24 protein-coding genes are annotated in these 26,359 nt (G+C 39.7%); 2 read left to right on the forward strand and 22 right to left on the reverse strand.

Features of this window, described 5'->3' with window-relative positions:
• Positions 1-2 precede the first annotated feature (2 nt).
• From FFR60_RS18340 to FFR60_RS18400, 13 genes are all read right to left on the reverse strand, one after another.
• Positions 3-395, reverse strand: coding sequence for a PTS sugar transporter subunit IIA (locus FFR60_RS18340; RefSeq protein ID WP_137665260.1), 393 nt, complete (start codon positions 393-395; stop codon positions 3-5).
• Positions 396-439: 44 nt separating this feature from the next.
• Positions 440-1,279: a PTS system mannose/fructose/sorbose family transporter subunit IID gene (locus tag FFR60_RS18345; RefSeq protein ID WP_137665261.1), complete on the reverse strand. Its 840-nt coding sequence runs from the start codon at positions 1,277-1,279 to the stop codon at positions 440-442.
• A gap of 1 nt (position 1,280) precedes the next feature.
• Positions 1,281-2,033: a PTS mannose/fructose/sorbose/N-acetylgalactosamine transporter subunit IIC gene (locus FFR60_RS18350; RefSeq protein ID WP_088935714.1), complete on the reverse strand. Its 753-nt coding sequence runs from the start codon at positions 2,031-2,033 to the stop codon at positions 1,281-1,283.
• 19 nt (positions 2,034-2,052) lie between these two features.
• Complete coding sequence (locus FFR60_RS18355) at positions 2,053-2,541, reverse strand: PTS sugar transporter subunit IIB (protein WP_137665262.1); 489 nt, start codon at positions 2,539-2,541, stop codon at positions 2,053-2,055.
• A gap of 207 nt (positions 2,542-2,748) precedes the next feature.
• Positions 2,749-5,490 (reverse strand): sigma-54-dependent transcriptional regulator, encoded by a 2,742-nt coding sequence (locus FFR60_RS18360; RefSeq protein WP_137665263.1) that lies wholly within the window; start codon positions 5,488-5,490, stop codon positions 2,749-2,751.
• A 293-nt stretch (positions 5,491-5,783) separates the two neighbouring features.
• Positions 5,784-8,261: a Cna B-type domain-containing protein gene (locus tag FFR60_RS18365; protein ID WP_137665264.1), complete on the reverse strand. Its 2,478-nt coding sequence runs from the start codon at positions 8,259-8,261 to the stop codon at positions 5,784-5,786.
• A 204-nt stretch (positions 8,262-8,465) separates the two neighbouring features.
• Positions 8,466-8,789 carry a hypothetical protein gene (locus tag FFR60_RS18370; protein WP_137665265.1) on the reverse strand — a complete coding sequence of 108 codons (324 nt, stop codon included), beginning with the start codon at positions 8,787-8,789 and terminating at the stop codon, positions 8,466-8,468.
• Positions 8,790-8,855: 66 nt separating this feature from the next.
• Positions 8,856-9,128 (reverse strand): SemiSWEET family sugar transporter, encoded by a 273-nt coding sequence (locus FFR60_RS18375; protein ID WP_137665266.1) that lies wholly within the window; start codon positions 9,126-9,128, stop codon positions 8,856-8,858.
• Positions 9,129-9,417: 289 nt separating this feature from the next.
• Complete coding sequence (gene celB / locus FFR60_RS18380) at positions 9,418-10,785, reverse strand: PTS cellobiose transporter subunit IIC (protein ID WP_088935711.1); 1,368 nt, start codon at positions 10,783-10,785, stop codon at positions 9,418-9,420.
• A gap of 9 nt (positions 10,786-10,794) precedes the next feature.
• Positions 10,795-11,313: a hypothetical protein gene (locus tag FFR60_RS18385; RefSeq protein ID WP_137665267.1), complete on the reverse strand. Its 519-nt coding sequence runs from the start codon at positions 11,311-11,313 to the stop codon at positions 10,795-10,797.
• Between the two features lie 12 nt (positions 11,314-11,325).
• The gene (locus tag FFR60_RS18390) at positions 11,326-11,652 is read right to left on the reverse strand and encodes a PTS cellobiose transporter subunit IIA (RefSeq protein ID WP_088935709.1); all 327 of its coding nucleotides are present in this window, start codon (positions 11,650-11,652) and stop codon (positions 11,326-11,328) included.
• A gap of 5 nt (positions 11,653-11,657) precedes the next feature.
• Positions 11,658-13,694, reverse strand: coding sequence for a BglG family transcription antiterminator (locus FFR60_RS18395; protein ID WP_137665268.1), 2,037 nt, complete (start codon positions 13,692-13,694; stop codon positions 11,658-11,660).
• A 22-nt stretch (positions 13,695-13,716) separates the two neighbouring features.
• The gene (locus FFR60_RS18400) at positions 13,717-14,031 is read right to left on the reverse strand and encodes a PTS cellobiose transporter subunit IIB (RefSeq protein ID WP_137665269.1); all 315 of its coding nucleotides are present in this window, start codon (positions 14,029-14,031) and stop codon (positions 13,717-13,719) included.
• Positions 14,032-14,572: 541 nt separating this feature from the next.
• Between FFR60_RS18400 and FFR60_RS18405 the strand changes: the two genes are divergently transcribed.
• Complete coding sequence (locus FFR60_RS18405) at positions 14,573-15,568, forward strand: ROK family protein (RefSeq protein WP_137665270.1); 996 nt, start codon at positions 14,573-14,575, stop codon at positions 15,566-15,568.
• Positions 15,569-15,753: 185 nt separating this feature from the next.
• On the opposite strand, the gene FFR60_RS18410 is transcribed toward FFR60_RS18405, so the two are convergent.
• The 8 genes from FFR60_RS18410 to FFR60_RS18445 form a co-directional block, all read right to left on the reverse strand.
• A complete protein-coding gene (locus FFR60_RS18410) occupies positions 15,754-16,974 on the reverse strand; it encodes an ATP-binding protein (RefSeq protein WP_137665271.1) in 1,221 nt (406 codons plus the stop codon).
• A 160-nt stretch (positions 16,975-17,134) separates the two neighbouring features.
• On the reverse strand, positions 17,135-17,551 hold the full coding sequence (locus tag FFR60_RS18415) for a PTS sugar transporter subunit IIA (protein WP_137665272.1): 417 nt from the start codon (positions 17,549-17,551) through the stop codon (positions 17,135-17,137).
• Between the two features lie 21 nt (positions 17,552-17,572).
• Entirely contained in the window at positions 17,573-18,397 is an 825-nt protein-coding gene (locus tag FFR60_RS18420) for a PTS system mannose/fructose/sorbose family transporter subunit IID (RefSeq protein WP_206919390.1), read from the reverse strand.
• The gene (locus tag FFR60_RS18425; protein WP_137665274.1) at positions 18,390-19,160 is read right to left on the reverse strand and encodes a PTS mannose/fructose/sorbose/N-acetylgalactosamine transporter subunit IIC; all 771 of its coding nucleotides are present in this window, start codon (positions 19,158-19,160) and stop codon (positions 18,390-18,392) included. Before FFR60_RS18425 ends, FFR60_RS18420 begins: the two co-directional genes overlap by 8 nt.
• A 23-nt stretch (positions 19,161-19,183) precedes the next feature.
• Positions 19,184-19,636: a PTS sugar transporter subunit IIB gene (locus FFR60_RS18430; RefSeq protein WP_137665275.1), complete on the reverse strand. Its 453-nt coding sequence runs from the start codon at positions 19,634-19,636 to the stop codon at positions 19,184-19,186.
• A gap of 111 nt (positions 19,637-19,747) precedes the next feature.
• Positions 19,748-22,033, reverse strand: coding sequence for a pyruvate formate lyase family protein (locus tag FFR60_RS18435; RefSeq protein ID WP_137665276.1), 2,286 nt, complete (start codon positions 22,031-22,033; stop codon positions 19,748-19,750).
• 1 nt (position 22,034) lies between these two features.
• A complete protein-coding gene (locus FFR60_RS18440; protein WP_137665277.1) occupies positions 22,035-22,784 on the reverse strand; it encodes an N-acetylmannosamine-6-phosphate 2-epimerase in 750 nt (249 codons plus the stop codon).
• Positions 22,785-22,796: 12 nt separating this feature from the next.
• On the reverse strand, positions 22,797-23,555 hold the full coding sequence (locus tag FFR60_RS18445) for a DeoR/GlpR family DNA-binding transcription regulator (protein ID WP_137665278.1): 759 nt from the start codon (positions 23,553-23,555) through the stop codon (positions 22,797-22,799).
• A 301-nt stretch (positions 23,556-23,856) separates the two neighbouring features.
• Here FFR60_RS18445 and FFR60_RS18450 point away from each other — a divergent pair, with 301 nt between their 5' ends.
• Positions 23,857-24,636: a glycyl-radical enzyme activating protein gene (locus tag FFR60_RS18450; protein ID WP_137665279.1), complete on the forward strand. Its 780-nt coding sequence runs from the start codon at positions 23,857-23,859 to the stop codon at positions 24,634-24,636.
• A gap of 149 nt (positions 24,637-24,785) precedes the next feature.
• Here FFR60_RS18450 and treC read toward each other — a convergent pair whose 3' ends face one another.
• Entirely contained in the window at positions 24,786-26,351 is a 1,566-nt protein-coding gene (treC, locus tag FFR60_RS18455; RefSeq protein ID WP_137665280.1) for an alpha,alpha-phosphotrehalase, read from the reverse strand.
• Positions 26,352-26,359 lie beyond the last annotated feature (8 nt).

Below are 26,359 nucleotides of genomic sequence, written 5' to 3' on the forward strand. Positions count from 1 at the left end.
GATTATTGGAAGACCTTTTTAGTAACATCAAAAATATTTTCTCTCGCTGTTTTAATTAGTGATTCATTATCAACTTCCTCACCCAAGGATAGCTGGTTATACAACTCAATAAACATAGGCAAGTTAAGCCCGCAGATGATCTTGATCGATCTGTTTTGAGAAAGTCTCAATGCGGTATTGCATGGGCTTCCGCCAAACATATCCACTAGACAAACAATGTCTTTCGAGATTCCAGCAATTTCATTTTCTATCTTTTCATAGAAAGTCTCCACAGAGTCATCTTGCGACAGTGAAACTGAGGTCACCTCTTCCACCTCGCCAATAATCATTTGGGCTGATCTCAGCAGACTTTCCCCAAAATCCCCATGTGTTAAAACAAGAATATGTTTTTCCATGTTCTCCTCCAATCCAATGGTTCATGCAAACGAACGACTCTCTTTTAAAATAAACCAATTAATGAGCCTAATAGTGACACTGCAATGATCACTCCAATTACCAAATTATAGCTTTGACCTTTCTTGCTGAAATATAGATATATTCCAGCAATTACCAATAGCGGCAGCATTCCTGGAAGAATCTGGTCTAATAATTCTTGAATAACAATTGGATTTGCATTACTCAGCTTAATCTTGATCGGTATGGAAAGCTTGACGTAGCTTGCTGACAAAGCGCCCATCATAATCAACCCAAGAATACTTGATCCGGTGATTACCTTATTTATCATTCCTGAGCTTAGTAGAGACTGAATAGACTCTCTGCCGACCTTGTAACCGAATTTGAAAAGATTATAACCAAGAGCCAAACTGATAAATGAAAATAGGAATGGAAAAAGTCCGCCTAAAATATTGCCCGATTGAGCCAGAGTCACTGCGATCGAAAAGATGATTGGTCGCAAAGTTCCCCAAATGATCGTATCGCCAATCCCTGCCATAGGTCCCATTAATCCTGTTTTCAAACCTGAAAACATTTCGTCGGGGAGTTCAGCTCCGCCAGCTCGCTCCTCTTCTAAAGAACAAATAACTCCTAAAATGAGTCCCCCAAAGGTTCCTTCTGAATTAAAAAATTGCAGATGACGTCTAAGTGCAGCTTTGTATTCTTCTGTCTCTCCTCCATAAAGCTCTTTTAAGGACGGCAATAGGCTAACACAAAAGGACAATGCCTGTAAGCGTTCATAGGAGTTGCTCAGTTCCGTAGTAAAAACCCACCAGAAATAAGTTTTTTTCAAGGATTTTTTGGAAAGCGTCTTTTTCTTCTCGTTTTCTACGATGTTGTTATCCATATTAGGCACCCTCACTTTCAACTTTTCTTGAGCTAACGACTAGTATTGCGATACATAAGCCAAATACAGCGGCTGCCATGGTATTTAGTTCTAAATAAACGACCGAAAAATAGCCAATGATGAAATAAGGCAATATTGATCTTTTACCGATCGTATAAACAACAATTGCAAAACCAAGTGCCGGCAATAGTCCTCCTGCTACTTCTAAACCATGCATGATCCATTCCGGTAAAAAATCCATCACCGTGTTTACAACATCTGAACCAAACAATGTCACGAGAAAGACAATTGGAAATCTGAGAACAAACCCTTGGATAATCGGAAAAATAACACCTTCTCGAAAAATCCCACTACCATTTCCACTTTCTGCTAATTTATCCGCTCTATGAATAAACATAGCGTTCATTGTTCGTCTAATTTGGTCAATAAATACGCCAAGTACACCAAAAGGTACCGCTAAAACTACTGCCTGCTCCGCCGTCAATCCCGTGTTCAGTGCAATTGGAATGGCGATCACCGAAGCTAAAGCAGGATCAGATGGAATGTTTCCTCCAGGCATGATCATTCCTAAATAAACGAGCTGGATCGTTCCGCCCAACAGTAATCCGGTTTTTAAATCCCCTGCGACCAACCCAAAAATCATCCCGATAAATAATGGCTGTCCAAAAACATCATAAAACCAATAGCCGATTTTGCAGTGTCCCATAAAATATAGTAGTCCTGCTGTTAATGCCATCCCGAAATTTGAAGTCATTTTTCATCCTACCCCTTTCTTACTTCATCTTGTTTAGTGCAGCATCTAGTTCAACCTTAGGCTCCGTTGGTAAAACATGTAAGTATACATGAGTCCCTTTTGTTTGTATTTCCCTTAATAATTCTGCATCTTCTTTATCGAGTGAAATTTGATTTAATACATTTACTCTCCCAGGTCCGCCGCCCAATCCGCCAATCTGCAGCTCCTCAATCGGAAATCCTAATAATTGCGCTTGATAAATATCCTTAACTGCCTTAAATAGAATCAATAATTCCTCCTGACCAAACGCGTCCTCTTCCCATTGTTTTACAGCATCCTCAATTGTTTTAATCTCAACCTTGATTCCCGGCGGTGCTGCCATTACATAGATATTTCCTAAAAAACTGTCTTTCGCCAACTCATTATTGATAATGACTATCTTTTTTGCGCCTGATTCTTTTAACCATTTTGTGATGACCTGTCCATGAATCAATCTAAAATCTGCTCGAATCAATTTTATTTTTCCCATTATCCTCATTTCCTTCCGTATTCATTTTCTCAATTGCAACAATCCGATCAATGCTCTCGTTACCATCTTCCTAAAAGTTGTCTTTGTACTTTTTATAGAGCAAATTCTGTGCCAGTTTATCAAGTCAAAAAAACGTGGCAAAGTCAGCATTTGACTCTGCCACGTAAAAGACCGTGTTAAAATATTATTAAGAACTTAGCTTGTGTGTCATTCCGTGTCAAAAAGATCCATTAAATAGCCGATTTCAACATCTGGGACTTTCAGCATAAACGTACTCTCAATTTCTTCCATTCCTTTCTTCAAAATAGCATAAGTATCCGACTTAGCTCGTATAAGAGACTCTATGTCTGGATAGTCGATACATTCATTTCGTATGACTCGTTCAATCATACTAGCACCATGCATGACAAACATAATAAGATATCTCTCTGAATTTTCTCCCATCAATAAATCCTTTTTCATGCCATCAAAGGAATGAACAAGAGTAGTAATTGTTTTCTGCGGATTTAAAAATGTCAGTGTTTCTTCCAGAATAATTCTTAGGCCATTTTCATTCGTCATTTCAAAAGATTGCTGTCCATTGGAATCAGAATAATAGTTTTCGATGATTTCATTTAACTGGGATAAACCATTATCCAAAAGAATTTTTTCTGATGGAATAAAAGGAACTTGAGCTATATTCAAGTCACTAATCCCAACTACCGCTATAATCCTTTTATTTTTGAAGTCCTCTATTCGATAATCGCTGCTGTTTGTCGGGAATAGTTCGATATTATATTTTGAAATCAAAGAGATTGAATTTCTTAAGAAATTAGCTAGCGTAATCGCCGCTCCCTGTCCTGTCAAACAAGTGGTTATAATTACTTCTCTTGGCTCTTTTTTTATTTTGCTCTTTTTTACATTTCCTTCAACGTAGGCATGCATGATCTCTTTCACTTCTGTATAGATTTCATCCAATTTGTAATCTGATATTAGTGTCTTTCTTAAAGCTTCTAATACAAAGGGCGTCGACAAGAAATTAATCGTTTTCGTTGGCACTCCAGTTTTTTCCGTATATAATTCGCCGAAAGAATTCAATGACCCCATGTCTGTCATAATCAGAATTCCGTTTCCTTCATTCACTTCATTTGCAGTGTCTTCAAATTCTAAATAAAACTCATCGACACGTTTTTCCAGCTGCATATCCAAAGCATGTGTATGGTCTGTATCGAGCAGAGAATTCGCAACCTTTGCGATATTTTTAGCGACACCGTTTCCATGTGCCATTAGTAACAGACCTACTCGCTTACTTTCATTTGCCTCGCTATTGTGTTCATCCATTGACAGAAACAACGCGAAAAGATACTCTTCCTCAGGTGAGAACTCGATACCAAGCTCAAATTCGAGATGTTTTTTCACTAAACGCGCGACTTCCAATTCCTGCGAATATTTAGCCTTCAGCTCTTCAATATTAATATCAATGCCCGAATGTACCACTGGCTGATTGATCAACGAATTGATATGCATCGCAAAGGCAATGTAGGTTCGCTTTGAAAAATTCTTCTGCAGCTTCCTTTCCGCAATTTTTAGAATAATATCAACCTCATAATAGATGCTTGGTTCGATGACCTTGAAAATATTTTCGTGCTCCATTCGATTATACGGAGAGGATGGATATTCTTCTAATATACTTTGTTCCAATTCTTTTTTTATTGTACTTAGGCTTGCGTTCTTATCGAGTCGCTTGTACCACATTTGACTATTTATTAAGGTTTTTGGCATGGATGTGCCATCGATCACTAAATCTCCCTTTAACTTATCTAATAAAAAATCAATCTCTCTGTTCTTATCTGCATTCAATATGCCTTCCAATATATAACTAGGAAGAACCTTTTTAGTTACTTGGATCCTTTCCTCGTGATTCGAGATGGAATCTAAATAGCTTCGAGCACATATCAAATTGATATCTGCCTTCAATTGACCAACATTCCCCACGCATTGGTAGCCAAGTAATGATTTTAAGACGCTTTTTTTTATCGTTATTGGTTTTTGGATTTTATCAAACTCCAAGTTGAAAAAGATGCTGATCAGCTCTAGTCTCTCATCCATTCCTCTATCACTAATATTAGGCAGATCAATCACCATCGGTATCCGACGGAGAAAAGTTGATAATAATACAGATTCGAGCGGTTCTGTCGTAGCTCCTATGATTAATACCTTGGAAGAATTGTAGCTATCGTTATCGCCTAATTTTCGATAATTTCCCGTATCAATCAAATGAAAAAGCATCTCTTGACCTTCAGAAGACAGACGATGGATTTCATCTAGGAAAAGGATTCCGTTATTCGCTTTACTAACTAAACCTTCCTGATCATTCTCTGCCCCTGTAAATGAGCCTTTTTTAAACCCAAAAAGCGTAGAGAGTAATAATTGCGGATTATCCGAGTATTCAGAACAGTTGAATATAATAAAAGGAGCATCTTTACTTAATATTCCATGCGACTTTGCAAACTTGTACATAATCTCTGCAAACATTGTTTTTCCAGTTCCAGTTTCACCTGATAAGATAGTATTTAATCCATGAGGCGGATAAATCATAGCCGCACAAGCTTTTTCGATTGCCATTTTTAAACTGCCTTGATTGCCGATCACCTTATCAAAAGCGTTGATCGAGTTTTCCGCGCTACAGAAGTCGCTAAGTTTTTTTATACTTGTTTCTGTTACCTCCAAATTAAAAAGTTCGTTAACCTTTTTAGTAGGAAAAAATTTAACAGGTCTGCCTTCAATCTTTAAGACCTTCCCTTCGTTAACTAGCTTGTTCAATTCTTTACTACAATTCGTACGGTCAATATTGATTGCTTCAGATATTTCAGTCGTTCCAATTCCGTTAAATCCATTTTTTATATCGGCATATCCAATATGGCTAACGCATCGTTCTAAGAAGTTGTATACTCTGTCTTTTCTGTACATAACTATCCCCCTCCCCCCAATAGCGATAAATCCAAAATACTCAAGTTCAAATACAATTGACTAGTATCTATCCTCACCTTAGACGAACCTTATGTAATCGCTACACTTTCAGTTTATCATAAAGTACCTGCGCAAGTTTTCAAATTCAAGGTGACGCAAATTGCCTATATTTAGAAAGAAATCGATCCTAATAGCACTAAAATACAAAAAGATCATCCTAATTTTCCATTTAGAAAATCAGATGATCTTTTCGTCGTTTATAAATAAAACATGATGTTAGCGTCGTTCATTTTTTAAGGCTGTCTGACTTTTTTTCTTAAATAAAGATATCCAGCTGTCCCACAAATTAACAGTGCACCTATGATGGTCAGCCAAATAGTTTTTTCTTCACCTGTTTTCGGCAGCCACTTACTAGTTATCGAATTTGCTGGGTGGTCTGTTTTTTCTGATTTATTTATCGCTTTTTGTGTATACGTATTGGTAATCAACAGGTTTCCACTATTTTCTCCAGTAACCGATGAGGTGTAGCCAGCTGGAATAGCCACTTCTTTGATAGTATATTGAATAGATTTTCCAGCTTTATCATTCAAATCGAGCGTTTCCCAAGTAAATGTCCACTTATTCTTTTCAGTCAATTCCACCGGATCGCCTTGCGTTTGTCCATTTGCATACAGCTGAATTTTGATGCTATCTGGACGAAGCTGGGCTTGATTGTCATTATCCTGCCACTGTTTCGTAACCGTTCCACTGATTTTTCCAGGTTGGTACGTATTCGTGATATTGAAATCTTCAATTTTAGTCGTGTAGTTTGCGACACTGTTTTCTGTCACCGTGTAGACAATCTCCCGGTCCTTCTTGAACTTGGGTAAATCTTTGAACTCATAACGCCAGTCATCAACTTCACTTACTTCCTTTGAAGCAACCTGTTGACCATCTGCTAAAAGATTTACTGTAATTTTCTCTGGTCGTTTCCCTGCTTGATTATCGTTGTCTTCCCAAGTCTTAGTTCCCTTAACAATCGTTGACTCCGGTGAATAGGTATTGGTGATATCAAATCCCTTGATTTCAGTATTGTAATGTGGAACAATGTTTTCTGTTACCGTATAGACAATCTCTTTTCCATTATTAAATTTTGGAAGATCTGAAAAAGTATAAGTCCAATTTTCACTTTGACTCACTTGTTTAGAAGCAACCTGCTGACCGTCTGCTAATAGATTTACTGTAATTTTCTCTGGCCGTTTCCCTGCTTGATTATCGTTGTCTTCCCATTTCTTTGTACCAGATATTTCTAATGTAGGCTCGTCTTTCTTATTTAGAACTGTTTTTAGAACTGATTGATCACTTCCAAAATCATCGGGAGAAATTTTGATTTCCTCATTTGATAAAATATACCCATCCGGAGCTTTGGTTTCTTTCAGGGTGTAATTATCCTTCAATAAATTATTAACGAAGCCAAGACCATTCGCGTCTGTCTCAATAGTTCCTACCACTGATCCGGTTCTGTCGCGGATAATTTCGAATACCGCACCGGCTAGGCTTTCATTCGCTTCATTTTCCTTATGAATCTTAATTGTGTAGTTATACCCATCAGCTTCTCCGCCACCAGATTGATATTTTCGAGTTGTCTCTACTTCTTTTATGATCATTTGATTATCGGTCATACGAGCATAATTCGTAAATGTCTCACCATCCACCGGCTCATGATCGGACTGTGTTTTATAAGATATTTTATACTCTTTGTTTCCTATATTTCCTAAATGGATCGAAAAGCCGTTCTCACTAAACTCAATATTATATTGGTTCGTCACATCGGCTTCTTCTTCAAATATCCAAATATGATTGCTATTTAATTCCCAATTTCCTACTTTGATGGAAAAGGTATCTTTCATATAAGACAACCCATCCGTTTTTAAAATGTCTTCTATGGTGACATCCGTGTAGGTATTCCCAGATGGATTTACTCGCAATTCATTATATATTTCGGTTCCTTCATCATTTGTAAACCAAGAATACTTCGAAAATTTTTCATTCTCGTCATCCCCTTGATTCTCAAAATGAATGTCCCCGGCAAATATCTTTTCTCCCTCTACATCAATATAAATAGGTACATCGGTTTTATTTTGCACTGTAGAGGTGTCAATTTTACTGCTAAAATATAATTTTCCCGAAACATTTGAATGCGTTTCGACAAAATCCGTATACGTTAATGTAACTGTATTACTGATAGGGTCAGCTTTTGCTACAGCTATTATCTCTCTATCGGCGTTAGTTACATTGAAAGTAATACTGCTTTCCAACATTAGCTCAGCTGGAAGTGTGATGGTACTAGTGTCTCCGCTTCTGACTTCATTATCCGGTAATGTAAATTCAATAGCGACTCTAATATCCGTATATTGAGTGACCTCGGTCAATGAATTTCCCTCTGAGTCTGTTAATGATATGTGATCAACAATATCAGCAATCGCCTTACGAGTCGAGGGTCCGCGTGGCTGGTTAGCAGTTGAAGTTGATTGCTGCTTTTGATCAACTTCTGTGCTATTTGAAGCGGTTGGTCCTTGAGATGTAGAGGAACTCCCCTCTGTTTCTACTTGGGAAGAGCTTAATGAAACATCCTCCGCACTTTTTATTGGTTCTGGTTTAATGCTATTCTCTATAGTTTGTTGTGTATTCTCAGTTGAATCTGTTGTTTTTGCTACAGCAACTAACGATGCCGTCAGAAGCGATGCTAGTATGACAAGCAGACTCAAATAGATAGATAATCTTCTTTTCATTTTATAATTCCTTTCTATATTTCGGTTGTTTTTAATCCATTATGATTATATATGTATAATTTACAGAGCGCAACGGGTTATTTATGAAGTTAAAAACTTTTAAAAATCACTATAATAGTTAATATATGATAATTTTGATAAAACGAATATATGGCAAAAAAGCGAATATACAAGGGGTTCCATTTCCATTTTTCAACAAGAAAATTATGCTAGATATTGTTTTTTTAAAGAAATTTTTTTACTATAATTTTTCTCTAATATTTTAAAATAGATAATCAGAGTTTTTGATAGCACAATTGACAAATATTTTGTTAATAAGCCTTTAGGAACGAACTGAAAAACCACAAAAAACGACTGTCTATCGCAAAGCAATAAACAGTCGTAACTTTTTATTCTATTGAAAAAATTCCAAAACTTTCTGTCCATTTTTCCATAAACATATCCATCGCCAATAACTGAAACAGATTGGATTTGCGTATATGTTCCATATACTGAGCAATTCTTTTCTTCAGCTTTTGTTACTTTCATTTCTGACCCGTTGACTCTGGTTAACGCGTTTTTATCCTCCCCATTAAACGATGAAGGACTCTCTTTCTATTTAGATGCTTCCTGCTCTGCGTCTTCACGTTTTCTCGACCCTATTTTACAGACTAAGATCGTTGTTGTTAGACAGAGTGTGACCGCATTAGCACCTAAGATCGCCATGTCAGACTGAATGATTCCATGGATCGTCCATAGGAAGACCCCGATCACCTGTAACAGACAGGTTTGTAAGGAAATGGCTTCGGTATTTTTGGTTTTTACTATTTTTATGACCTGCGGAACAAACGCAAATGTAGTCAAGATTCCTGCGATACTGCCAATCATGGATTTACCTCCTTCGTATAAAAACAAGCTGAACACTTTCAAATTAAGATTCATCTTATCATTCAGCACACTGATGAAATAGAGCTTTGCTTCATCTTAAAATGTGATTTATACGAACGGACCAAACAGTCAGAGATTTTGTAAATCACATATACCAAGCTTGCGTAGTCGCCCAACTTTTAAACTCATGCACAGCTTCGAGGAACGATTGTTGTATCTCTCAAACTAAAAATTTCCGCTTATTTGTCAAAACTCTGATAATTAAGAACAGCCGTGTTCAGCACGCTGCTTAAGCTATTTTGGCTTCTTGGCCTTGTTCTTGCTCATGCTCTTGTTTGACCAAGCGTTGGTCGTAAGATCGGGCAAATGGCAGATAAATCAGGAACGATACTCCTGCACAGAGGATCGCAACGACCGCTGCCTTCCAATCTCCTCCGGTACTGATGAAAGCTCCGAGTCCGACTGGTGAAGGCCAAGGCATATTGGCGATGACCGGACGAATCAACTCAAGCCGGATCGCAAAATAACCGATACTCGCTGAAGCCATTGGTGCCAAGAAAAATGGAATGGCTAAGTATGGATTATAGATCAATGGAATACCAAAGATCATCGGTTCATTGATGTTAAAAATACATGGGACCAAAGCGGCTTTCCCCAATACCTTCAACTGCTCGGATTTCGCCATGTATACAAGGAAGAAACATAACCCCAAGGTGGCACCCGAGCCGCCGATCGTGACAAAGGCATTATTGAATTCTCCGGCTAAGGGAATGTGTGCGCCTTCAGCATTCAAGGCTAAGTTTCCTAAAGTGATCGGTGTGATCAAAGAGAAAATGATATTCGCCCCGTGGATACCTACTAGCCATAGTGCATGGACCAAGAAATAAATCACCATAACACCTAGCCAGCTGCTGGTTAACTGGGTTACAAAGCCGAACGGTACAGCGATCAATTGGAAAATGTCCGTGTTCAACAAGACGAGAAGCCCTGTGATGATCAAAATCACAAAAGCGACGACAAACGCCGGAACTAAGGCAGTAAACGCTCTCGATACACCTTCCGGAACTTCCTCCGGCATTTTGATGACCCAGTTTCTAGCGACACATAATCGATAAAGCTGTACTGCGAGCGCCGCCATGATGATGCCAGTAAAGATTCCGACCGTCCCTAGACGTGCGACACCATCGCCGCCGATCGCCCAGCCGTTGATGATGCTATCGTCTAAATTCGTCACTCGGATCACTTTCCCGCCATCCATCACTAATTGCGGAATCGACAGGAAGAAAGCAAACATCGATAATAACGCACCTGTGATCGGCGCCATATTCAACTCCTCTTCTTCTGCGATGATCTTCGTATATTCATATCCTAGTCCAACACAGAAATATAAGGCCAATATCCCCATGGTTGTGCTGTTTGCCAACATATAGAGTTCACTGAATTTAAAAAAAGTTGAATTAAAAATGCCTTCTAAAAAGGGAAATGTCATGGGAAGAATATTGAACACCAAGAACATCGAGCCGACGATCGTAAAGGGGATCGCCCCCATCCCAGCGCCCATAATCGCTCGAACGATTTTGAAGGTCGCCAATTTTCCCATTGGTCCCATCAAGCGTTTTTCTAAAAAGTTAAATAGTTTGTTGTTTGATCCATCCATGTTTCTTCCTCACTCACTTTCATTTTCTGATAGTTTATTAAACTCCTGAAGATAGCCGTAATACTTGTCCTGATTTTTGCGGATACGATTAATTCGGCTGATGACCACCCATGATAAGACGATTCCTGTAAGAAGAACGAGCACTAAAATACCTTTTGCCAAAGAATTAGCCAATAGAAATGGAAATAGACTCTTATAGCTTGAATCAAATGCCGTTGCCAGAATCAGTCCTGCGTTCAGAAAAAGCTGGCATTTCTGATACAAAAGAGAATATTTTAATGCTTGGTCCTTCGTGTTTGAAGTATCGCCATAAAGCTTTAGATGTTCTGCTATACCGAAAAGACTCAGCGCAAGCAAACCGATCGGCACTATACAATAGAAGCTTTTGGCCATTACGAGCATGAGCATCCAGTAAATATTACTGAAGAAAAACGCCGCTAATAAGTATCTCAGTAATAGAAATCGGCCGAAATAGAAATTAATTTTACTGACTTTCTGTTTTTGTTTCATAAAGGCCGTTTTTTCCATCTAGTCGATCCCCTATTTTACGAGCTCAAAGTTTTTTTGATACATCAACAGCAGTTCGGCGGCGACTTCTTTCAGAGTTATCGTAGTCATCAGGTGATCCTGCGCATGAACCATGAGGATCTCCATTTCGATCTTGTCACCGTTAGCGTAGCTTTGTAATAAACCTGTTTGCGCCTTATGAGCTTGTACAATAGAATCATTGGCTGCATTGATTTTTTCGTCTGCTTCGTTAAATTGATCTTCCCGCATCTTTTTAAAAGCTTCGTGCACTAGTGTCCGGGCATCTCCGCTGCTTAAAATAAGTTCGAAAGCAATTTGTTGTAGTTTTTCTGAATTCATATTCTTTATCCCTCCAATACGACTCGTTCATTGAGCGTTTCATTTTTTAATATCTCCATAAAAGACTGACAACTTGTGCATTTCAGTATTGCTTGCTGGAACTCTCTATTATCCAAGATGGGTTCAAGCGCCTGACTGATGACATCCATGTTTAAATGGCCGAATTTATCTGGTGACAACAGCACTACTAATTGAATATTTGGGTGTGCTTGATCCCAATAGAAGCCTTCTGGCTGGATCGCGATTGCGACATGTGCCGCATTTGTCAGCGGTTCGATCGGATGAGGCACTGCCAAGTAGTTGGAAAAAGCGACACTGCTATAGGATTCTCTTAATTTGATCTGTTTCATAAAGGTTTCTTTTAGCGTTCTTTCCTCCTTTTGCTCGATCCGCCGGAGCATTTCTGTTAAGATCGTCGTTTTATCCGCGTACTCGTTGGCTACAAAGAACAGCTCCTCTGACACGCATTGTTCAAAGGCTGAAAAACGATCGTTGATGGTTATTTGATTGCAGCGAAATTGCAGATTGTCGATTTTTTTAGTGATTTTGTCCGCGGCAATGGCTTGATTGATGCTTTCGATATCCTGTTCATCCAACAAGACACTGACGGTAACGATCGGTACACCTAGAAGGATCGTTGAGACATTGATCGAAGAGATGATCAGATCGATCTCACTCAAATCTTGATCAACGATCTCATAGCAGCTGATGACCTTCTCAATATAGATCTTTGAACCGAGCTCTCTTTCCAAACGATTTTTCAGCATTTGAGAGCTGCCTAAGCCGGTGGCGCAAATGACTAAAACATGCGCTTTTTGCTCGTTGCAAAACCGTTCGACTGCGGCAATGAAATGGATCGCGATATACGCCCACTCATTCTCGTTCATTGGATACGTTTGGAAAATCGCCATTTGGTTCAAATGGCTGACGGTCATTTCATAAATGTCTTGATACTGCTGCTTTATGTCAGCCATCAAAGGATTTTCGTTGGTTCGCTTTTCCTGTAAGCGGCGAAATAAAGGGATGAAATGCAGCATGAGACCTTCGATCAGGATCGAATCCTTATGCAGCTTGTATCCTGTCGACTGATCGATCTCGCTCAGCACCGCTAAAAGCTGCTGCCGAATCTCGCTTTCCTTGTATTCGGTCTTTTTAAAAACATTGGCCGAACTAGTCTTACTTAACAGGTGCAGCGCAATAAAATGTGCCTCTTCTGTCGGAACGACGATGCCTTGGCTCGCTTCGATCCGCTGAATGATCGCTCGAGCGGTCTGATATTCCGGTAAATCTGGCGTAATATCCACTATCACGGAGCTGTCCATTTTGAAGCCTGACTTGATTCGTTTGACCGCTAAGCCAATGTGCAGCACCAAGTTGTAAATGATAAAATCTGACAGCCGCAGTTTATTTTCGCGACATTCATCCAACACGATAATAACGATCTCCTCGATATTGATGCCTTCCAACAGGTGTCCATAGATTGAAAAGGTATACAAATTATCGTGCAGCCGACTCACAAAAAAGTAGTTCATAATGAAATGACGAATACTCTGTTCTTTGCCGACTAAGTATATTCCTTTATTGCTTTTGTGCTTAAGGACGATATTGTAGGGCTTGAGCTGCTTTTTTATCTCTACCAGTTCGTTAGAAACCGTTGAGCGGGAAACAAATAGTTCTTCTGCTATATGATCGACATACACGGGACCTTGGTCAAAAAATAGATGCTTCAAAATCGTATACTGCCGGTCCTTTGATTCCTGAACGATGCAGCTATCCTGCGTAATTTTTTTATTTTTCAGCTCTGATAAATAAAAGCTTTCAAAGACTTCACCGTCATAAAGCTTCAGCTGATACCCGTGTCCAGGCTTCGCGTTGATATTCCCCATCCGAATTTGTTCAAGCTGTTCATTAAGTGAATGCAGGTATTTTCGCGCTGTCCGGTTAGACATACTGATCCCGCTGGCAACTTCTTGACTCGTTAAGTACCGATGCTTATTCTCATATAAAAGTTTTAAAATCAATGTTTCCTTTTTACTCAACATTTTCCTCAGCCCTTTGATTAAACTAAATATGGTCAGTGATTACTTTTGACAACTTCTCGATCCCCATCGGAATTGGTACATATGCTTGTGGCGGAATGTTCACGATTGGCTTATTTTGCTTTTTTGCGGCGGTTTCTAAAGTATTAAAATACATTTTTGTTTGCGGACTAACCAGATAGAGATCGTACTCATCTTTGGCGATGGCCGTCGCGCCTTGACTTTGCGAAGTGGCGTTTACTTCAATATCGTTGCCTCGCTCTTTTAAATGTGCGGTTGTCTTTCTGGCGATGACTGAAGAAGACATCCCTGCAGCACAGATAATCAGTGCCTTTTTCATAATATGTTGCCCCCCTTATTTTTTTTGAACCTGCGAAGATGCCGTGTTGTCCTTTTCCTGTTCGAAGTCACCTTCTGTTTGACGCGTTCTATTATTCCCCAAACTCCCTACAAAATTTCGCTCCTTCCATTTGTTACTGCTATCGTACAAGAGAACGGTTACAATCCAAATACAGGATTTTACCACATCTATACGGCATTTTTTAATACCTTTAATTAAGTTTCTTTACTAAGTGTTTTTAAATGGACAACTACATTTACAGGCTGCCCTTTTCCCATGGCTTAAATAGACGAATCAATGGAGCGATAAACTCTCCTCAAGTGTTTTTAAAAGACTGCTGTAGTCACTATATTCTATAAAAAAATTTTTTAAATTAAACGCTTTTTCCAGACTAGATCCGCTCAATATCGTTTAAGCCGTCACCCATTTTCATGATTTTCTCTTTGATCACATTCCGCGAGTCTTCACTCTTTTCTGTTTACTTTCAAAAATTCGCATACTATACTTAATTAAATAAGTTCATTAAATTGGGGTGTATACCATGGCGAAAAATCGAAACATTATCAGAGAGCGAAATCTAGCACTTGTCATGCGGCAATTTTTTAAAAACGAGCGGCTCTTAGCCGCTGATCTGGTCAAACTGACAGGAATAAGCATGGTCACCATTAATTCGCTGCTGAAGGATTTAGTCAAAGAAAACAAGGTATTAGAAGGCAAGCTGATCCAAAAGGAAATTGGCCGACCTGCTGTCGAGTACTCATTAAATACGCAGATACTCAACTCGCTCTTTGTTTCGATCCGTGCTATTGATGCGCAGCTTTATGTCTACTCCTATTATGTCGACGTGAGAGGCCGCGTCCTAGAGACAAAGAAAATCTTTTTTTCAGACGTGACAGAGTCAGGCTTTCAGGCAATCATGAAGGAACAGATCGCTTCTCATGAAGACATCTATAAAATAGGAATCCTGTTTCCCGGCAAAATTTCAAATGGCATCGCAGTATCCAGCTTGCACGATGTTTTTAATCAATGGAATTTCGCAAAGATTTTTTCTGAGCTTACTTCCGTGCCGGTGGCGATCCAAAATGATGCCCACCTGCTTACAATCGGACACTGTATCCAAAATAGAATTAGTTTGAACCAAGCAATCGTCGGCATTTTTTTGCCGAAAAACAGTATGCCCGGCATCACTTTGATTGCCAACAACGATTTGATCGAGGGAAACAATGCCCTTGCCGGCGAGGCTAAATACCTGCCCTTTTTGATCCGTAACGGCGCCCCGCAAAATCAACAAGAAATGCTGGAATGCTTGATTGATATCCTCGGATTTTACAATGCTGCCTTCGCGCCTAAAAACTTTGTCCTTTACGTTGATGGTCTCGATCAAAGCACAATACTGGAAAGAGTCGCAGCAGATGCGATCTTCCCTCAGCAAAAAAATAAATTAAATTTGCAGTTTGTTGAGGATTTTGAAGACAGCGCCCGCTTCGGTATCCACTGGATGCTGTTTCAAAACACCCCATTTTCATTTTCTGATTAGTTTAATCAGTCGCAAAAAAAAACGATCTTTTTTGCGACTGATTTTTTGTTTGATAACCAGTTATCTGAAGGGGGTTTGAATGGGAAAAGGCTGCTCTTGATTGTACTTTTCTAAACACAAAAAACCTTTTCGAGATTTTTTTGATCTCAAAAAGGTCAATTGACAGATAAAAAATTCGCGCAAGGCTAGGAATCCACACTCAGCAGCCAATCCAACACATTCATTTTCTTGATTCCATTAAAGTTCGCTTCTTTATTATACTCATCTAGGGTCAGCAGGTATTTAGGATAGGAATCCTTGATTGCTTGAAGTGATCGCAATTCTCTTTTTAGGACAGCTTCATCTAAAGTGGTCAGAGCTACTTGATAATAGGACACCTCTTGTTTTTCATTGATGGCTACAAAATCAACTTCATACCGATCAACCTTACCAACATAGACTTTATTCCCACGGCGTCGCAATTCTAGATACACGATGTTTTCCAAGACATGACCAAAATCCTGATGATGATCCCGCAAGATCAATCTCCTCAACCCACTGTCTACAACATAATACTTCGATTGTGTATCCAGCAGTTCACGCCCATGTACATCATAACGCTTAGCCTCATAGAGAATTAAACTATCCAAAATCCCCTGCAGATATTTCTCTACCGTTTTATTGGAAATTGACGTTCCTTTAGAAACCAACGTATTTTTGATTTTATTCACTGTAACCAGACTCCCGACACTGCTGAAAAGTGTCTCGATCAAACGCTCCAACACTCTAACGTCAGAAACATTCAACCTTGCAACAATATCATTCAAAACGACCGTAGAATACAATCCCTGCAGATATTCTAAAGCTTCTTGATCCGTTTCCGTAAACAGCGTGTAGGGCATCGAACTTTTTAGATACTCATTAAAATACTGGGCATTGGGCTGATCGTCTTCATTTTGCTTTTTCCATTCCACAAATTCTGAAAAGGATAGCGGCAGCATTTTCAACTCAACATATCTGCCAGACAGCAATGTTGCGATTTCCCCGCTTAAAAAATAAGCATTGGAGCCCGTAATATACAAATCAACATTTTCTTTAATGAACAGGGAGTCAACAACACGTTCAAAATTCTCAACATGCTGGATCTCATCTAAAAATATATAGACCTTTTTCTTGTCTGCTATTTTCTTTATTAAATAATCGTATAAAGAACGCACACCTCTCAGAGAATCATACGCCATATCCTCAAAATTAATACTGATGATCGCCTCATCAGACACACCTGTTTCTGTCAAATAATCTCGAAAAAGCTGAAACAACGTGGATTTCCCCGCACGTCTCACCCCTGAAACAACCTTGATTAATGGCTTGTCCTGATGTCTTTTCAAAAAATTTAAATATTCAGATCGTTCCACTAGTCTCTTCATATGTTTCACCTCAATTCCAAACTCCCATCATTATCATACCATGTTGTGACTTAAAGTTAAACATTTGGAAATATTGTCATTTGTTGAGACTAGAGTACAAAGAAATAATCAATTGAAAATCGCAAAAAGCTGCCTATTGCAAACAATAGACAGCCTTACTTTATTCTTCCGTAAATTTCTTTACAATATTGATCACACCTTCGCTTCCAGCAGTGATTCCTTGCGAAACGAGGTTTTCCAGTGGAAAAATGGTTCTTCCGCCTAGTACTTCTAAAAGCATCGGCAGGTTTACTCCCGAAATTGCTTGAACATCATATCCTTCAGCAAGTAACAGCGCCACTGCGTTTGAAGGCGAACCACCGAACAGGTCAACAAAGACAAGTGTTGGATAATCGTTATCGAATTTTCTCAGTGTCTCTTTTAATGCGCTGACTAAAGTATCCAGCGACATCTCAGGGGTAAAAACTAAGGTCTCAAAATTGTCTTGCTTACCGATGATCATTTCGGCCGACTTCTTTATTCCTGTCGCGAATTCACCGTGGGTCATAACTAGAACATTACTCATATTGGTTTCCATCTGATTCTCCTCATTTATAGTCTAAAATACATGCAGTAACGAACCTGCTGCCCCTAAGACAATTAAAATTAACAACAGCTTGATGACCGAAACATTCTTTTTATCGTGCAAATACCATACAACCATCACTAAAATGAATGGCAGCAAGCCTGGCATTAGACCATCGACAATATCCTGCAATTTAGTAACAGCGCCACCGCTGCCCCATTTGATTGGTGTGCTTAATGAAACAAATTGAGCGGATAAGCCACCGACAACGGTTAATCCGAGAATGGATAAAAACCCAGTGACTTTTTCAATCATCGCAGGAGAGAATATCTCAGAATCCATAATCTTCATGCCTTCTCTAAAGCCAAACTGAACGCCCCAAAGACCAAAGCCTAATGTGATGGCAGTCCAGCCCACAAGAAAGATGATCGGACCTAAAATATTTCCCTCAAGAGCCAATCCCATACCAAAGCTTAGCAGCAGCGCATTTCCTGTACTTGCGAATAAAGAATCTCCCAACGCGGCCATAGGACCCATCAGCCCCGATTTGATCGCATTAAAAACATCATCAGGAATATCTTCACCCTGTGCTTTTGAAACTTCCATCGCACAAACGGCTCCGATCAACGGCAAACCAATCGTTGGTTCAGTATTGAAAAAGGCCATATGCCTTGTTAACGCATGCCCCATCTCACCTTTATCACCATTCGTAACTTTTTTCAAAACCGGAACGAGACTCCAGGCAAACGCCACATTCTGCATTCGTTCCCAGTTCCAAGCCGAAGTATTGGACATGATCCAACGAAAACCAACCTTATAAATATCTTTTTTTGTCACCTCTTGAGCTGTACTAGGCATGTTCATGTCCTCCCGCATTTTCTTGATTTAAGAAACTAATCATCGCTAACGCAATTCCAACGAGCGCTACAGTGAAAATTGGTAGTTCTAAGGCTGTAACAGCGATAAAACCGACGATGAAATATCCCATCAAACTTGGTTTTGTGAGCAGCATCTTTAACAATACGGCCATCCCCAACGCTGGCAACATGCCGCCAATAACTGTAATAATTGCTGTTAACCATTCAGGAATGACTTTTACGATGTCCTGTGCAGCCGAAGCACCAAAATAAAGAACTAAAAATGCTGGTACAAAACGAAAAACAAAGGCGATTATCTGTGGCAGGCCGAGTGTCATAAAGGTCAGCATTCTTACATTGCCCTCAGCAGCATATTCATCTGTTTTGTGAACCAAGAACGAGTTGATCGTCGCGAATAATTGCCAAACAAAAGTCCCGATTAACCCTAACGGAACAGCAATGGAGACAGCCATTTCAGCCGATACCCCTGTTGAAAGCGCCAAGGCAGTCCCAACGTAGCCTGCAATTCCTATATCTGACGCCATAGCCCCGCCTGGAGTCACTGCACCAATGTATAACGCATTGATCGTTGCCCCGATGATTACGCCATTTTGTACATCTCCCATGATAATCCCAACGATTAATCCCGCAACTAAAGGTTTGCCAAAAACATGATAGGCAATCCCCTGCCCGCCAAGCCAAGGTGTCGCGATCCAAGCTAAATAAGTGAAAAGTGAAATTAATACTGCTTGCAATAAGTTCATTTGTTTGCTCCTCCCAGTTTAATTTAAAATGTTGAAACAGGCTGCCCTGGCACTGTTTGCATAAATACTTCTACACAATCTTTGCAGTTCAATGCATCGATCGCTTGATAATTTTCGTCGTCTAAATGAACGGTTTGTGCATATTTTTTTCGCCCTGGTGCCATCCCGACATTTCCAACATTTAATTTCCAATCATACTGATCGTTTGCTTCAATGACTTGTTTGGCACTAACCGGTGCCTTAGCGATAAATAGCGTTTCATTTTCAGGATACTCATTGACACATTGTGTGGCTTCATCCAATTTTTTTATAACCAGTTCTACATGCTTGGGCGTTGCCATTGTTAGCGCTTTCGAAATAATTGGATTACTAGCTGCAAGATCATCGATTACCACGATTTTCTTGGCTCCTAATTGTTTGATCCACGCCGTCACTACTTGTCCATGTACTAATCTGTCATCAATTCTAAAAAACATAGTCATTCTCCTTTTTTCGCCAAAGGCGTTTTTTGTCAATTATTTAGCTTGGGGATTCATTCACATGATCCTTTTTTAAATAAGAGATAGCGTTTGCTATCTCTTATTAGGTTATTCATCATAAAGTGTTCGGCTCAACAGCTCATCTTGTACATCCTTATCTAAATTGACAAAGATCGCACTGAACCCGCTGACGCGAACAATCAGATTGGGGTATTTTTCAGGATGCTTTTGCGCATCTTCTAGAATCCCGTGATCCACGATGGTTACCATTAAATGACAGCCACCTTTTTTGAAATAGGTATTGAACAAATACTTGATTTTCGTTCTATTCTTGTTGAACATATTGGGTGTAAACTTGATGTTTTGAACCGCGCCGCCATGATATTTCGCGTCAAAGGTTGCCAGCGAATTCAAGACTGCTGTCGGACCGCTTTGCGCCGCGCCGCCTTGTGGGTTATTTGCCGGGTTCATAAACTGTCCGGCATACCTGCCATCTAAAGAGGCGGAGGTTGCTCGTCCCCATTCTGTATTCGTTTGATTATTAGAAATTACGATCAGGTAATATTGCATACCCTTTTCAATCCCTCGATCGCGAATTCCGTTTGCGACAAATTCATACAAGTCATTTGCCAGTTCATCAACTTCTGCTAGATCATTGCCATATTTTCCTTGAGCCCAAAGCTCTTCACGAATCGCTTCGTAGCCTGCAAAATTATGCTTCGCTGCTTCGTTCAGCTCTTTAAGTGTGTATTTCTTTTCATCGAAGACGAGTTTCTTAATTGCATATAAAGCATCACTGCTATTGATATTTCCGTAAGTTTCATTCGTGCCGCCCAAATAACGGATTCCGCCATCTAAGATCGCCTTGCCCCTTGAGATACAGTCATCCATCAGGATACTCGCAAACATGAAGGAAACTTCTCGATTCATCAATTCATAGCTATAATATTGCGCGTCAACAGAGAGATCGAAATAGTAATCCAACAATTCTTTATAATTCGCATACAAATCGTCGAAATATTCGAAATTTTCAATCTTTTTAATCGGTACGGGTCCTGATTTTTTGATGCCATCCATTGGATCAACCCCTTCATTCAGGGTCATATTCAATAGCATCAAAAGATTTAACAGCGTATTTGGTGTGCCGACGCTCTGACCTTGAATAACAAATTCTCCACAACCGAAGGGAACATACTGCTCAGCGGTCTTTCGATCGACTCGCATACCATGCATCACCGCTGGTACATTGACTTCATCGTTGTATAACGTCGGGTAGGTCGCACCAGCCCCGATACAGTCATAGGCCAGATCCATAATTTCTTCTGGGGTATCTTTGTTAAACCGCAGTGTAAATTGCGGTTCGACGTACTTGCAATCCTTCGTGACTCTCATAGCGATTTTGGCAAAAATGTCCGCGGCTTCTGGGTTCTTACGCCCGTACCCGCCAACAATGATCCGACCATTGACGGTCGTTCGACGATTTTCAATCAGTGTCCACAAGGATTTCAGATAATCATAGGCATCCTCTTCCGTGATCAGCCCATTGTCTAAATCACGTTTTAAGTATGGACCTAAGTAATCATCTAATCGTCCATAGTTGATACAACCGGCTAATAACGCATAGACCCAAACCATTTGAAGCGCTTGATGGAAGGTCTGCGGTTTTTGATAAGTAATCACCTTTAAGTCATTTTCCATCATTCCAAGCTGCTGCAGCCGTTTTTCAGTAGTTGCACCACTCTTAGCCTGATTGACCAATTCTCTTAAACGATCACAAACAGCCTGATAAATGTTTAACGCATCAATCGATGATTGCAGAAACTCATTGGGACCGAGCTCTTTTTGTTTTTCTAAAACGAGTTCTTTCAAACCCTCGATCCCATTATCTAAAAGCTTCGGATAATCGAGCATCATTCCACTCAAGCGTGCCGTTGCCATTAGCGGTGCTGTTCCATCGATAAATCGGTTGATGATATTTTCCTGCAAAACATCTCCGCAATATAACGCCTTAACATCATGGTCTTCCCAGTATTCATACATGGCATCAACTCTGGCTTTATCTTCTTCAGAATCAAGTTCATTTTTGAATTTTGCCAATTTGTCAAAAACACAATAATGACCGACACCACCTAGAGAAGTCACACAACCAAATCCAATTGGCAGAAAATCAAGACGTCCAGCTACCAAATCTGTTGGTTCGATGCTGCGAAAAAGCGTCGGATAAATCACCTTCAAGCAATTGATTTCTCTAGCTTCTTTGGAAAGCCCCTCAGAGTCTTGGTGAGCCTGAGTATAAGCTTCCATGATTTCCAGCTGCTCTTTGGGTGTTTTTTCACTTGGCAATTTGATACTGACTTCAACATTTTGAACCCCAGCAATACTTGCCTTTTTCATGTTAGTGTTTGCTCCTTTCAGCCTCGCGCCAATTATTTTGGTAGCCGCTTAACAGATCAGTGAAGCGCTTGGTAATATAGTGAGGTCTAGTGATCGCACTGCCAACAACTACTGAATGAGCGCCCAAATACAATACTTTCATTGCATCTTCCGGCGTATAAATATGCCCTTCCATCATGACATACGCTTCATCTTTAAAGTCACGGCACATTTGAGCAAACATACGATAATCAGGTCCTTCAATATGCTTTGTTTCCTCGGTGTAGCCATATAAAGTAGGGGCTACGATATCCGCACCATGGTCAACCGCCCAACGTGCTTCTTCATAGTTTGAGACATCCGCAAAAATGATTGCTTCCGGAATTTCCTTTTTTAGAATAGGCAGTAAGTCTCTTGCAACTGTGCCTTCATGGGTGATTTGAGTCGTACAGTCTAGCGCAATGATCTCAGCCCCCGCTTCCCAAATTGCCTTACAAGCATCTAAGGTTGGTGTAATGAAAACATCTGTATCCTCATGCCAGATTTTCCAAAGACCAATTACCGGAAGATCGACATTATCCTTAATCATTTTGATTTGTTCAGGCATGTTCGCGCGAATTGCCACGGCCCCGCCCCATTTCGCACATTCAGCCATTTTAATCGACATGTCATCCGTGTAAATCGGTTCATCTTTTTGAGTCTGACAAGAAACGATTAAACCGTTTTTTAACGATTCAAGCAATTCACGCTTTTTTGGATCATTTGTTTTCATTTCACATTCTCCTTACTCTGTCGAGATAATATTTTTATATTTTTTTCCACCTTCAGGTATTTTGTTGGTAAAGACTTTTTCAAAATCCTCAAAACTGCCAAAGGTGCTTAAAGCCGTTAATTTAAACTTGGAATCATCAACTAGCAGGTAAGCATGCTTGCTGCGTTTGATGACCGCCTTTTTGATACTGCCGATTTCCAGCTCGCTAGTGTATACTTCGCCAAAATCTATATCGGCGCCGTTTGCTCCAATAAATGATTTATCAAAACGAAACTCCTGCATCTGTTCAATCGTTGATGGTCCATAGCATATCTCATGCTTTTTGCTATACCTTCCACCTAGCATGTAAACTTCCACATCCAGCTGGTTCAAACGATTCAAAACAAAATAGCTGTTTGTAACGATTTTAATTTTCTTATTATGCAGGAATGGAATCATCTGCATCGGTGTCGTTCCAGAATCTAAAAAGATCAAATCGCCGTCTCTAATTTCCTTCGCAGCTATCTCAGCAATCTGCTTCTTTTCCTCTTGATGAATATTCACTTTTTCCAAAACAGGTCCTTCTGTCAGATCGCTGATGGTTTCTTCCAATCCTATCTGAACGACTCCGCCGCGTTCTCGATCGACTTTCCCCTGCTCTTCTAAAAGTTTTAGATCCCGTTGAACAGTTGATTTGGAGACATTCATTTCCTTACATAGATCGCTGATACTGATCATGGGTTGTGATTTCAAACGAGATAAGATATAGATTTGACGTTCTTTTGCTAACATAGTTAACTCTCCTTTTTGGTCTTTTATTTTATTATACAAATGAAAATGAGAGTTTTAAAGCTAGAAAGACTATTTTGATTCATTTCAAATCATTTTGATTCATCCTTCTCAAGAACTTGAAAGCCCTTTTATTAGTACAACTGCTTCTTTATCACATCTGTAGTGTAACACCACGTCCATTCCATTTCAAGTCTTTTTCAATCTTTTTGAATCATTATGATTCATTTTAGGTCAAAAGGCGTTTATTTCCAAGGAGGATTGGCGTATACTAAAGAGGAACTTGAAAGAGGAGGCGCTTGTAATGAGTGAAAGAAGAGGCTGTATTTTTAATATTCAAAGGTTCAGTATTCATGATGGTCCGGGAATCCGAACAACTATTTTTTTTAAAGGGTGTCCACTTCGCTGTACGTGGTGCTCGAATCCAGAGTCTCAAAAAAGGCAGCCTGAACCTATCTGGGACAATCAAAAGAAGCAAGAAATCATCACCGGCGCTTACTATACTGTCGAAGAAGTGATGGAAGTCATCCGCAAAGACATAGATTATTATGAAGAATCTAAAGGAGGCATCACGGTCACTGGCGGTGAGGTGCTGGCTCAGAAGGCGTTTGTCATTGAATTACTAAAAAAATGTCGAGAGGAAAACATTCACACCGCTTGTGAAACCTCTGCTTTTTCATCAAGCTCCGACTTTAACGAATTGATCGAACCTCTGGATTTATTGATTATGGATATCAAGCATCATTCAGAGGATGCTCATAAAGCCAAAACAGGCGTTTCACTGGAACCGATCCTAAAAAATCTAGATCAAGCGATCAATAGTCAAAAGGAAATGCTATTAAGAATTCCGATTATTCCCGCTTATAATAATTCTTTGGAAGATGCCGAAGCTTTCGGGCAATTACTCCTTCACCATCAAGTAAAAGAAGTGGAACTGCTCCCTTTCCACCAGTTTGGCAAAAGTAAATATAACTATTTGAAACGAGCGTACGAGTATGAAGGTGTTCCTCAGCTAACAAGTAAAGACTTGCTGCCTTACGCGGCAATCATTGAAAAGTTTGGCATCACTTGTTCGATCGCTTAGTGCAAGTTAATCTGGGCTGCTCAAATCCTACTGTGAAAAAAAAGAACAGGCTGTACACCTGATCCAGATTGGATCGGGTGTTCAGCCTGTTTTTAGCAATAAATCGCTATTGATTGATACGGCTCTAAATTGATTTTTTCTCCCAGAAGTCAATTATCGTAATTTGCTATCAAAACTTCTCCTTGTTGAAACTCTTCTGGCAGCTCGATGCTCGTTTTCTGAGAATAAAAATTATTCACCACCAGTAGTGAACGGTCCTCGAATCGGCGGATATAGCCATAGATTTGCGGATGTTCTGGCAAAAAGGCTTCGTAACTTCCTCTTGCAATAACTGGATATTCTTTCCGTAATTGAATGAGTCGTTGATAGTAGTTAAAAATTGAGCCTTCAGACAATTCTTTCGCGACATTAATTTCTTTCGCCGTTTTCCCTAAAGCTAACCACGGTGTGCCTTCCGTAAATCCGCTAAATTCTGTATCGTCCCATTGCATCGGGGTACGAGAATTATCACGGGCCTTGCTTTTAACAATTTCAAACGCTTCTTCCTCAGATTTTCCTAAATCAAGTAATTCCTGATACGCATTCGCTGTTTCCACATCGGCATATTGTGTCATCGAATCAAAATTTGGATCAAGCATCCCGATCTCTTCACCCATATAAATATATGGAGTCCCACGATTCAAATGGATCGCACTTGCTAACATTTTAGCACCAGCAACACGATAATTTTTTGCATCCACAAATCGATTCAAGGCACGCGGTTGATCGTGATTATTCCAAAACAGCGCATTCCAGCCATTTTGGTCACTCATTTTTGTGCCAAAATCATGAAACGTTTCTTTTAAAGCGGCAAAATCAAAAGGCATTTTAGTCCATTTTTTCCCATCCTGATAATCAACCTTCAAGTGATGAAAATTAAAGGTCATCGTTAGCTCTTCTCGATCAGGACTTGTATATAAAATACAATTTTCCGGTGTCGTGGAACTCATTTCACCGACCGTAATAATGTCCTTATCGTCTCCAAAGGAAGCTTGATTCATCATCTTAATATAGTCATGAACAATTGGACGATCCGTATAGGCCGGTTTCCCATCATTTTCAGAACAATTTTTTAGCACTTCATCTTTACCGATCAAATTGATAACATCAAAACGAAATCCTTTGACCCCTTTATTCATCCAAAAACGCAAAACATCGAATAATTCTTCTCGCACTGCTGGGTTCCGCCAATTTAAATCTGCTTGTGTTTGCTCAAAGAGATGCAAGTAATATCTTCCGGTTTCCCCAAAAGGCGCCCAGGCATTTCCACCAAACTTGGATAGCCAGTCTGTGGGCTCATCGCGCAAAATAAAATAATCTTGATATTTTTTTTCACCTGCTAAGGCCTTTTGAAACCACTCATGCTCAGTAGAAACATGATTAAAAACCATATCTAACATGAGGTCAATTCCATTCGATTTTGCAATGTCCACTAATTCATCAAAGTCTTTCATGGTACCAAACATCGGATGAATCGCCGTATAATCAGCGACATCATAGCCATTATCTTTTTGCGGACTTGGATAGATCGGATTTAACCAGAGCATATCCACGCCTAATTGTTTTAAGTAAGGGATTTTATTTTTGATACCTTGCAGGTCCCCTACGCCATCCTGATTTGTATCCAAAAAAGACTTTGGATAAATTTGATAAATTACCTTCTCTTTAAAACTCATCTTGCCCC

Source organism: Enterococcus hulanensis (assembly GCF_005405485.1).
In the GTDB taxonomy this organism is placed as follows: Bacteria; Bacillota; Bacilli; order Lactobacillales; family Enterococcaceae; genus Enterococcus_A; species Enterococcus_A hulanensis.